Genomic DNA, 10,358 nt, shown 5'->3' on the forward strand with positions numbered 1-10,358 from the left:
CATCTCAAATATCGACTCCAAAGCCCACAATCCCTAAAAATTTTCAGAAAATTCCACGAAATTCACCGAAATGTTCCTGTTGACAAGAAAAGTTAAATTTGTTACAATCACACCGTAACAAATCGTAACAAATTTGTAACAAATCGTAAAAAGAACGAAATCAACAGGAGGTAATTCAAGTGAATAAATTATGGAAAGCAGCAGGGATCCTGGGAGGTGTGCTGGTCGTTACAGCGGGATCAGGAACACTGGTACTTGCCGATGAGACATCCACAGAAGTTACAGATGATAATTCCGGGAGTTCGGTTCTCGATACGGATGAATGGGCGCAGAAAGCAGCTGCGAATGTAACCGACTATGCCAATATCCGTCAGGAAGGTTCGAAGGAGAGTGAACGTGTAGGGGTACTGCCGAAGGGGGCAGCGGCACAGGTGATAGAACAGCAGGGAGACTGGACGAAGATCACGTCAGGATCTGTAGAAGGATATGTGAAATCAGACCTTCTTGTATTTGGCGAAGAAGCAAAACATCTTTATAAGGAATCCTACGGCAGTCAGGGAACTGTGACAGCAAGTTCTCTCCGGGTACGCAAAGAGCCGTCTATGGATGCCGGTCAGATAGGAAGTATGAAACAGGGAAGCCGGGTAGAGATTCTGGGCCAGGAGGGAGACTGGTATCAGGTGTCATGTGGGGAAGATTCGGCTTATATGTTTGCGGAGTATATTCAGATAGAAGAAACTACAGCACTCAGTGTTGCGGAATATGAGACACAGAAGAAAGAAAAAGAACAGGCTGTGCAGCAGGTCAGCCAGACAGGAGCATCCATGTCTGCATCTGACAGTGAACTGGCGCTTTTGGCAGCAATTATTCAGTGTGAGGCAGGGGGAGAAAGCCACACAGGAAAAGTTGCCGTAGGAGCGGTTATCATGAACCGGGTAAGAAGCAGTCAGTTTCCGAACAGCATTACAGAAGTTGTCTACCAGAGTGGGCAGTTTTCTCCGGTAGCCAGCGGAATCCTTTCTTCTGTATTGAGCCAGGGAGCAAGAAGTGATTGTTATCAGGCAGCGCAGGAAGCACTTGCAGGATCCAATCCGATCGGAAGCGCACTGTATTTTAACAGTGGAAGCGGTCGTGGACAGCAGATTGGAAATCAGCATTTTTATTAAAAGTCAGCAGAAGAAAATGCCATCACCGAAGGTGGTTTTGAAGGCACTTTGGCTCATAACTGTGAAGATAGTGAACAGTTACTGATTAATTTAAGATAAGAAGGGAAAGCACCCCGTGCACCTGAAATGTAAGAACTAATTTAAAAAAATCTTACAATTTCAGAAGGCACGGGGTATTTCATTGCGTTTTCAGACAAAATATTGTATGATGGAAGAACCATAGAGAAAAGCACGCAGCGGATAATCAAAGTTATATTTTTCGGCTGCAGGGAATATGCAAGGATATGGAACATGTTTCTGAACAGAGGATAAAGAAGGAACATGCGTAACATACCAGAGGAAAGGGGGAGGAATATGGATGCGATTCTATGGCTGGCAGCAGTTGTTGTATTGCTGGTGATTGAAATTGCCACGCTGGGACTTACAACGATCTGGTTTGCCGGGGGTGCACTGATTGCCGGGATAGCAGCGGTAGCCGGTGCCGGAAGAGTAGTACAGTTTGTTTTGTTTCTGATTGTCTCACTGATCCTGCTGATTTTTACAAGACCGATTGCCATGCGATACCTGAATACCAATCGAACCCGTACCAATGCGGAAAGCCTGATTGGCAAGGAGGCGGTGGTAACACAGACGATAGAAAATCTGAAGAACCAGGGGCAGGTTATCGTCGGTGGTATCGAATGGACAGCACGGACCGATGATAATGAAAAAATGATTGAAAAAGATACGGTCGTGGAGATCGAACGTATCGAAGGTGTAAAACTGATTGTGAAAAAGAAAGGATAACAGGTAAGAAAAATGGGTGGACTTATATTTCTGATTTTGATTTTAGTGTTAGTGGTTGTCATTGTAACATCCTGTATCAAAGTAGTTCCACAGGCAAGAGCTTATGTCATTGAGCGTCTGGGACTGTATCAGGGAACCTGGGAGCCGGGATTACATTTTAAGGTTCCGGTGATTGACCGTGTGGCAAAGAGGGTAAATTTAAAAGAGCAGGTAGTAGATTTCCCACCGCAGCCGGTAATCACAAAAGATAATGTAACGATGAGAATCGATACGGTCGTATTTTACCAGATCACGGATTCCAAATCCTATACTTATAATGTAGAAAATCCAATCATGGCGATTGAAAATCTGACAGCGACCACATTGAGAAATATCATCGGTGATATGGAACTGGATGAGACGCTGACTTCTCGTGAAGTGATCAATACCAAGATGCGTGCGGCACTGGACATTGCCACAGATCCGTGGGGAATCAAAGTCAACCGTGTGGAACTGAAAAATATCATGCCTCCGGCAGCTATTCAGGAAGCCATGGAGAAACAGATGAAAGCAGAGCGTGAACGAAGAGAAGCGATCCTGATCGCAGAAGGTGAGAAAAAATCTACCGTTCTGGTAGCAGAAGGTAAGAAGGAATCTGCGATTCTTGAAGCAGAGGCGGAAAAACAGGCAGCCATTCTTCGGGCAGAAGCGGAGAAAGAAAAGATGATCCGTGAGGCAGAAGGTGAGGCGGAAGCGATCCTGAAAGTGCAGCAGGCGAATGCAGATGGTATCCGTTTCCTTAAAGAGGCCGGTGCAGACGAATCCGTTCTGACACTGAAGAGTCTGGAAGCACTGAAAGATATGGCAGAAGGTAAAGCAACCAAGATTATTGTACCGTCTGATCTGCAGGGGCTGGCCGGACTGGCAACTTCACTGAAAGAGATTATGACAGATAAAAATATTGAGAAAAAATAAATGATTTATAAAATGAGGGGGTAATGTTCTTCGGGGAGACCTGGGGGCGTTGCCCCTGTTTTCTATTATGGAGGAATAAACAGAAAAGCACAGGAAATGAAATATTATGAGAGGATGCTGTATATAAAACAAAGATAGCAGTAGATGGTAAGAGGAGAACAGGAGGTGTAAATATGTTGACACCGGTAATTGATACCAGCAAAGAATACGGGCTGGTTCTGGAAGGAGGAGGTGCCAAGGGCGCATATCAGATTGGAGCCTGGAAGGCACTGAAAGAAGCAGGGGTAAAGATCAATGCCGTGGCAGGAACAAGTGTCGGAGCATTGAATGGCGCGCTGATCTGTATGGATGAACTGGAGATGGCGCAACAGATGTGGAGTAATCTGACCTATTCTCAGGTGATGGATGTGGATGACACAAGGATGGAGCAACTCATGGAAGGGGAGGCACCTTTCTGGGAGGCTGTAAAAGATGCGTTCCGTCATATGAGTGAGGGTGGCGTAGATGTGACACCGTTAAAAGACATGCTGGATAAAGTGGTGGACGAAGAAAAAATCAGAAATTCATCCATTGATATTTTTATCAAAACATTCAGCGTGGATGCCATGAAAGAACTGGATATTGATCTGAAACAGGTAGAACCGGGACTGATGAAAGATTTTCTGCTGGCGAGTGCTTATATTTTCCCGTTATTTAAGAATGAAAAACTTCATGGAAAAACGTATATTGACGGAGGGGCGATCAATAATGTGCCGCTGGACTCTCTTGTGGATCGAGGGTATGAGAATATTATCGTGCTCCGGATCTTCGGAATCGGAAGGGAAAAAAGGGTAAAGATTCCGGAAGAAACCAATATCCTGACCATTGAACCGAGAGTGGATCTGGGAAATATTATCGACTTTAACCATAAAAAGAGTGTCCGGAACATGAAAATCGGATATTACGATGCGAAAAGAATGGTCTACGGGCTGAAAGGAAAGATTTACTATATTGAAGAAAATCAGGAAGAATGTTATTATTTAAAGCAGTTGGTGCAGATTCCGGAGAGCAGTCTGGAGAAACTGTGCCGGTGGCATCACTTCAAAGGGAGTGCAGAAACCCGTTACAGAAGCCTGACGGAACTGATCCTGCCGGGAACGGCTCTGGAATTAAAGCTTTCCAGAGAGTGGAATTATAAGGAACTGTATCTGGCGGCACTGGAAGCCACGGCGAAACTGTGCCGGGTATCGAAGTACCAGATTTATACCGTAGAAGGACTTGTGGAAAAGATACAGGAAAAGCTGGACCGTATGCCACAGGAAGAACGGGAAAAACTTCCGGCATTTACCGCATTTTTCGAAACGTGTGAAGTATGACGAATGTTTTAGAAGAAAATAGGGTGGATACCGGGAAATGAATTTACAGAAAGAGGAGGAATTATCATGAATTTAAAAGGACGTCATTTTCTGACATTAAAAGATTATACACCGGAAGAAATAGCATATCTGCTGGAACTGTCTGCAGATCTGAAGAAGAAAAAGAAAGAAGGAGTTCTGACAGACACGCTGCGCGGGAAAAATGTAGCACTGATTTTCGAAAAGACCAGTACCAGAACCCGCTGTTCTTTTGAAGTGGCGGCACATGACCTGGGCATGGGAACCACCTATCTGGATCCGAAGGGATCCCAGATCGGTAAAAAAGAAAGCATCGCGGATACAGCAAAGGTCCTGGGCAGCATGTACGAAGGAATTGAATATCGTGGCTTTGGGCAGGAAATCGTGGAAGAACTGGCGAAATATGCAGGAGTTCCGGTATGGAACGGTCTGACCAACGAATATCATCCGACCCAGATGCTGGCGGATATGCTGACCATTCAGGAAAACTTCGGAAGACTTAAAGGCATCAAACTGGTCTATATGGGTGATGCAAGATATAATATGGGAAATTCTTACATGATTGCCTGCGCGAAGATGGGCATGGATTTTGTGGCATGTGCACCGAAAAAGTATTTCCCGAATAAAGAACTGGTAGCTCAGTGTCAGGAGTATGCAAAAGCATCCGGTGCCACCATCACTCTGACAGAAGATGTGATGGAGGGAACAAAAGATGCAGATGTCATCTGTACCGATGTATGGGTATCCATGGGTGAGCCGGACGAAGTATGGGCGGAGAGAATCAAAGATCTTTCTCCATATAAAGTAACGAAGGAGGTTATGGCAAACGGTAAGAAAGAAGCAATCTTCCTGCACTGTCTGCCATCTTTCCACGATCTGAATACCGGTATCGGCAAAGAGATGGGAGAACGTTTTGGCCTGAAGGATATGGAAGTTACCGATGAGGTCTTCCAGTCGGAACAGTCCAAAGTTTTCCAGGAGGCGGAAAACCGTATGCATACCATCAAAGCGGTGATGGCGGCAACTCTGGGGGCATAATCCATGGAGTCAACAAAGACCAGAATCTTAAAAAAACTGCTGGAGACGGATGGCTATCTGTCAGGTCAGGAGTTGTGTGAACAGCTGGGAGTTTCCAGAACTGCGGTGTGGAAATACATGAAACAGCTGAAAGAAGAAGGCTATGAGATCGAGGCGGTACAGAATAAGGGATATTGTCTGAAAGATGTGCCGGATGTGCTGGGCGAGAGTGAGATCAAGAGCCGTCTGCATACCCGTTGGGCGGGCCAGACGCTGTATTATTATGATGAGATTGATTCTACCAATACCCAGATCAAGCGGCTGGCAGAGGAAGATGCGCCCCATGGAACCCTCGCGGTGGCGGATTATCAGAGTAGAGGAAAAGGGCGGCGTGGACGAGCCTGGGATTCTCCTCACGGAAGTGCTATTTATATGTCAATCCTGTTTCGCCCGGAGATCCGGCCGGATCGGGCTTCGATGCTGACCCTGGTGATCGGACTTTCCGTGACCCAGGCGATCCGGAGTAATCTGGGTCTGCAGGCACAGATCAAATGGCCGAACGATGTGGTACTGAACGGGAAAAAATTAGTAGGAATTTTGACGGAAATGAGCGCGCAGATGAACTATATTGAATATCTGGTGACAGGAATCGGAATCAATGCCAATCTGCGGGAATTTCCGGAGGAGCTGGAAGATAAAGCTACGTCTCTGCAAAAAGAGATCGGGCATAAAGTCAACCGTTCTGCACTGATCGCAGAATGTATGGAAAAAATAGAAGAAAATTATGAGATATTTGTAAAGACACAGGATCTGAGCGGACTGATGGCTGCCTATCAGGAAGCGCTGGTCAATCAGGATCAGCAGGTGCGTGTACTGGAACCGGGACATGAATACACCGGTGTGGCGAGAGGAATCAACGCCATGGGTGAGCTTCTGGTAGAAAAAGAAGACGGAACCATCACCGAGGTTTATGCGGGAGAGGTATCTGTCCGTGGGCTTTACGGATATGTATAGGAGGAAAGATGTACGCAGATCGAATCGTTTTATGTGGTGCCAGTGCCTACGAACAGAAATATTATTTTAATCCGGATTTTGACGCCCTGCCACAGCAGGTAAAAGAAGAACTGCAGATCCTCTGTGTGATGTATACCGAGGAGATTGGCGGTATCCTGACACTGGAATTCGATGAGGACGGAAACCTGGAATTCAAGACAGAAGCGCTGGATGCGGATGCGATGTATGATGAGATTGGCAGCGTACTGCGCATCAAACAGATCCGGAAAGAAAAACAGGAGCTGCTGGCATCTCTGGAGATGTATTACCGGGTATTCTTTCTTGGGGAAGAGATGGAAGACGGGGAGGAAGGATGAAACTTCAGATTGGAAATGTAACATTACCGAACCCAGTGGTTCTGGCTCCGATGGCAGGTGTGACAGACCTGCCATTTCGTCTCCTGTGCAAAGAACAGGGTGCAGGACTTTTGTGTATGGAGATGGTCAGTGCCAAGGCCATTTATTATAAGAATAAGAATACACAGGAGCTGATGCGGATCCTGCCGGAAGAGCGGCCGGTATCCTTGCAGCTTTTCGGCTCAGACCCGGAGATCATGAGTGAGATGGCAAAACAGATCGAAGAAAAGCCGTTTGATATTTTGGATGTCAACATGGGATGCCCAGTGCCGAAAGTGGTTAATAATGGTGAGGGATCCGCACTGATGAAAAATCCGAAACTGGTCCGTGAGATAGTAACGGCGATGGCAAAAGCGATTAAGAAGCCGTTGACGGTAAAGATACGAAAAGGATTTGACGATGATCATGTGAATGCGGTGGAGATCGCAAAGATCATCGAGGACAGTGGTGCAGCCGCGATTGCGGTTCACGGCCGGACACGACAGCAGTTTTATTCCGGAAAGGCAGACTGGGAAATCATCCGAAAAGTAAAAGAAGCTGTGTCCATTCCGGTGATCGGAAATGGAGATGTGGATTCACCACAGAAAGCAAAAGCACTTCTGGAAGAAACCGGATGTGATGGTGTGATGATCGGTCGTGCCGCGCAGGGGAATCCATGGATCTTTGCACAGACGGCAGAATATCTGGAACACGGCACAGTACCGAAGAAACCGGAGCTTTCTGAAGTGAAGGAGATGATTCGGCGCCATGCCGGTCTGCAGATGAAGTATAAGAGCGAGCTTACCGCGATGCGTGAGATGCGAAAACATGTGGCGTGGTATACGGCAGGGTATCCACATTCGGCACAGCTTCGGGCAGCAGTGAATGAAGTACAGAGCATGGAAGAACTGGAACAGTTGCTGGAAGGGTGGAACTGATCAGGATCATAAGTTTGTGTAGTGCGAAACGTGTCAGTGAGAACGGAGTGATCAGTAACACAAGGGGAGAATCAGCAGACGAAAACTTCCGGAATGGTTGACATTTTCACGCGTTTCCTTTATAATACTGTGATTGCACAAGGGAGAAAAACAAGTTCTTCAAGTACCGGAAAGCACAGAATCCATAGTGAAGTGAAGGTGAATGGAAGTTTCTGGTATGCAATGTAAAAACGTGTAATATCTATAAATAAGGGACATAATCTAACGCAGAAAATAAAATAGAAATAAAGAGTGATCATACCGTGTCAGATGATCACGGAAAGAAAGGAAACGTAGAAACATGGAAGCAAAGAAAAACTTACTCACATATGCCGGACTGAAAAAACTGGAAGATGAATTACATGACCTGAAGGTTGTAAAAAGAAAAGAAGTAGCAGAAAAGATCAAGGAAGCCAGAGAACAGGGAGACCTTTCCGAGAATGCAGAGTACGATGCAGCAAAAGATGAACAGAGAGATATCGAACTTCGTATTGAAGAGATTGAGAAGATCCTGAAAAATGCAGAAGTTGTTGTGGAAGATGAAGTTGACGAAGGCAAGATCAACGTTGGCTGTAAAGTAAAAGTTCTGGATATGGAATATGATGAAGAGATGGATTTTCAGCTGGTTGGTTCCACGGAAGCAAACAGCCTGCAGGGAAAAATCTCCAATGAATCTCCTGTTGGAAAAGCTCTGATCGGAGCAAAACAGGGTGATGTGGTAGATGTAGAACTGGCTGACGGCGAAGTTATGCAGTATAAAGTATTGAAAATCGAGAGAAATATCTAAGTAACAGGCAATATAAGTAACTATCAGCAAAAGACCAGAAGCGCTGTTTTCAGAATGGGAGACAGACGCATCGCAGCGAAAAAGAAGGAGTGAAAAAGGTGGCAGAGCAGAAGAAGCAGGAGCAGGATACGAATCAGTTATTAAAGGTGCGCCGTGAGAAACTGGCAGAACTGCAGGCAAACGGCAAAGACCCGTTCCAGATTACCAAATTTAACCAGACACATCATTCCCTTGAGGTAAAAGAGATTTATGAAGCGCATGAAGCGGAACTTCTCAAAGACCATAAGGAACCGGAAGTAGAAGGTCTGGATGAAGAACAGAAAAAAGAAGTTCTGAAGAAAGACTATGAAGAAAGAAGAAGCATCATGGATGCAAACCCGATTCATGTAGCCGTAGCAGGTCGTATGATGTTCAAGAGAGTGATGGGAAAAGCTTCTTTCTGTAATATCCAGGATCTGCAGGGAAATATTCAGGTATACGTGGCAAGAGATGCCATCGGCACCGATTCCTACGCAGACTTTAAAAAATCTGATATTGGCGATATTTTCGGTCTGGAAGGATTTGCTTTCAGAACAAGAACCGGTGAGATTTCTATCCATGCAGAGAAAATGACGCTGTTATCCAAGAGTTTACAGATCCTTCCGGAAAAATTCCATGGTCTGACCGATACGGATACCCGTTATCGTCAGAGATATGTAGATCTGATCATGAACCAGGAAAGCAAGAAAGTCTTTATCAAACGTTCTCAGATCCTCAAAGAGATCCGTAACTTCCTTTCCGGCCGTGACTTCATGGAAGTAGAGACTCCGATGCTGGTTGCAAATGCAGGTGGTGCTGCGGCAAGACCGTTCGAGACACATTACAATGCACTGAACGAAGATGTAAAACTGCGTATTTCTCTGGAACTGTACCTGAAGAGACTGATTGTTGGTGGTCTGGAGAGAGTCTTCGAGATTGGACGAGTATTCCGTAATGAAGGTGTGGACACCCGTCATAACCCGGAATTCACCCTGATGGAGTTGTATCAGGCTTATACTGATTATGAAGGTATGATGGAACTGACCGAGTCCATGTTCCGTTATCTGGCAGAAAAAGTCTGCGGTTCTACAAAGATTTCTTACAACGGTATCGAGATTGATCTCGGAAAACCGTTTGAACGTCTGACCATGAACGATGCCATCAAAAAATATGCAGGTATCGATTTCGACCAGGTTGCAGATGATGAAGCTGCAAAAAAACTGGCAGAAGAACATCATATCGCATACGAAGAGCGCCACAAAAAAGGCGATATCATCAACCTGTTCTTCGAAGAGTTCTGCGAGAAAGAACTGATCCAGCCGACCTTTATTATGGATCATCCGATTGAGATCTCACCGCTGACCAAGAAGAAACCTTCCGATCCTACCAAGGTAGAACGTTTCGAGCTGTTTATCAACACATGGGAAATGTGTAATGCATACTCCGAGTTGAACGATCCGATCGATCAGCGCGAACGTTTTGCAGCACAGGAAGAAGCATTTGCAGCAGGTGATGATGAAGCCAACCATACAGATGAAGACTTCCTGAACGCTCTGGAGATCGGTATGCCTCCGACAGGTGGTATCGGATACGGTATCGACCGTCTGGTTATGTTGCTGACAGACAGCCAGGCCATCAGAGATGTGCTTCTGTTTCCGACCATGAAGTCCCTGGACGCTGACAAGAAAGCTTCCAAGACTTCTGAAGCAGCTCCGGCAGAGGCTGAAAAACCGGTTGAAAAGATTGATTTTTCTAAGGTAAAAGTCGAGCCATTGTTTGAAGAAATGGTTGATTTTGATACATTCAGCAAGTCAGATTTCCGTGCAGTAAAGGTTAAAGAGTGTGTTGCAGTACCGAAGTCAAAGAAACTGTTACAGTTTACTCTTGATGAC

At 45.6% G+C, this 10,358-nt stretch carries 10 protein-coding genes; all 10 read left to right on the forward strand.

The window, feature by feature from the left end; translation table 11 throughout:
• Positions 1 to 179: 179 nt before the first annotated feature.
• Positions 180 to 1,166, forward strand: coding sequence for a cell wall hydrolase (locus MSA64_RS10170; RefSeq protein WP_154431534.1), 987 nt, complete (start codon positions 180 to 182; stop codon positions 1,164 to 1,166).
• Positions 1,167 to 1,520: 354 nt separating this feature from the next.
• The gene (locus tag MSA64_RS10175) at positions 1,521 to 1,952 is read left to right on the forward strand and encodes an NfeD family protein (protein ID WP_022172008.1); all 432 of its coding nucleotides are present in this window, start codon (positions 1,521 to 1,523) and stop codon (positions 1,950 to 1,952) included.
• Between the two features lie 12 nt (positions 1,953 to 1,964).
• A complete protein-coding gene (locus MSA64_RS10180) occupies positions 1,965 to 2,906 on the forward strand; it encodes an SPFH domain-containing protein (RefSeq protein WP_022172009.1) in 942 nt (313 codons plus the stop codon).
• A 173-nt stretch (positions 2,907 to 3,079) separates the two neighbouring features.
• Positions 3,080 to 4,261 (forward strand): patatin-like phospholipase family protein, encoded by a 1,182-nt coding sequence (locus MSA64_RS10185; RefSeq protein ID WP_270358576.1) that lies wholly within the window; start codon positions 3,080 to 3,082, stop codon positions 4,259 to 4,261.
• Positions 4,262 to 4,327: 66 nt separating this feature from the next.
• Positions 4,328 to 5,317 (forward strand): ornithine carbamoyltransferase, encoded by a 990-nt coding sequence (gene argF / locus MSA64_RS10190; RefSeq protein WP_154431535.1) that lies wholly within the window; start codon positions 4,328 to 4,330, stop codon positions 5,315 to 5,317.
• A gap of 3 nt (positions 5,318 to 5,320) precedes the next feature.
• Complete coding sequence (locus MSA64_RS10195; protein ID WP_022172012.1) at positions 5,321 to 6,310, forward strand: biotin--[acetyl-CoA-carboxylase] ligase; 990 nt, start codon at positions 5,321 to 5,323, stop codon at positions 6,308 to 6,310.
• An 8-nt stretch (positions 6,311 to 6,318) separates the two neighbouring features.
• Entirely contained in the window at positions 6,319 to 6,666 is a 348-nt protein-coding gene (locus MSA64_RS10200; RefSeq protein ID WP_022172013.1) for a DUF6145 family protein, read from the forward strand.
• A complete protein-coding gene (gene dusB / locus MSA64_RS10205; protein WP_154431536.1) occupies positions 6,663 to 7,622 on the forward strand; it encodes a tRNA dihydrouridine synthase DusB in 960 nt (319 codons plus the stop codon). Before MSA64_RS10200 ends, dusB begins: the two co-directional genes overlap by 4 nt.
• 340 nt (positions 7,623 to 7,962) lie before the next feature.
• On the forward strand, positions 7,963 to 8,448 hold the full coding sequence (gene greA, locus MSA64_RS10210) for a transcription elongation factor GreA (RefSeq protein ID WP_022172015.1): 486 nt from the start codon (positions 7,963 to 7,965) through the stop codon (positions 8,446 to 8,448).
• Between the two features lie 98 nt (positions 8,449 to 8,546).
• Positions 8,547 to 10,358, forward strand: a 1,812-nt coding sequence (lysS, locus tag MSA64_RS10215; protein WP_287891514.1) for a lysine--tRNA ligase, incomplete at its 3' end; no start/stop codon positions are given.

Origin of the sequence: Oliverpabstia sp., from assembly GCF_022785585.1 — a bacterium.
Lineage (GTDB): Bacteria > Bacillota > Clostridia > Lachnospirales > Lachnospiraceae > Oliverpabstia > Oliverpabstia intestinalis.

Excerpts from the sequence above, each read along its gene's own strand:
- MSA64_RS10180 (WP_022172009.1), top strand. The coding sequence starts at position 1,965 with ATGGGTGGACTTATATTTCTGATTTTGATTTTAGTGTTAGTGGTTGTC.
- MSA64_RS10175 (WP_022172008.1), top strand. The coding sequence starts at position 1,521 with ATGGATGCGATTCTATGGCTGGCAGCAGTTGTTGTATTGCTGGTGATT.
- MSA64_RS10200 (WP_022172013.1), top strand. The coding sequence starts at position 6,319 with ATGTACGCAGATCGAATCGTTTTATGTGGTGCCAGTGCCTACGAACAG.
- MSA64_RS10185 (WP_270358576.1), top strand. The coding sequence starts at position 3,080 with ATGTTGACACCGGTAATTGATACCAGCAAAGAATACGGGCTGGTTCTG.
- argF (WP_154431535.1), top strand. The coding sequence starts at position 4,328 with ATGAATTTAAAAGGACGTCATTTTCTGACATTAAAAGATTATACACCG.
- MSA64_RS10195 (WP_022172012.1), top strand. The coding sequence starts at position 5,321 with ATGGAGTCAACAAAGACCAGAATCTTAAAAAAACTGCTGGAGACGGAT.
- greA (WP_022172015.1), top strand. The coding sequence starts at position 7,963 with ATGGAAGCAAAGAAAAACTTACTCACATATGCCGGACTGAAAAAACTG.
- dusB (WP_154431536.1), top strand. The coding sequence starts at position 6,663 with ATGAAACTTCAGATTGGAAATGTAACATTACCGAACCCAGTGGTTCTG.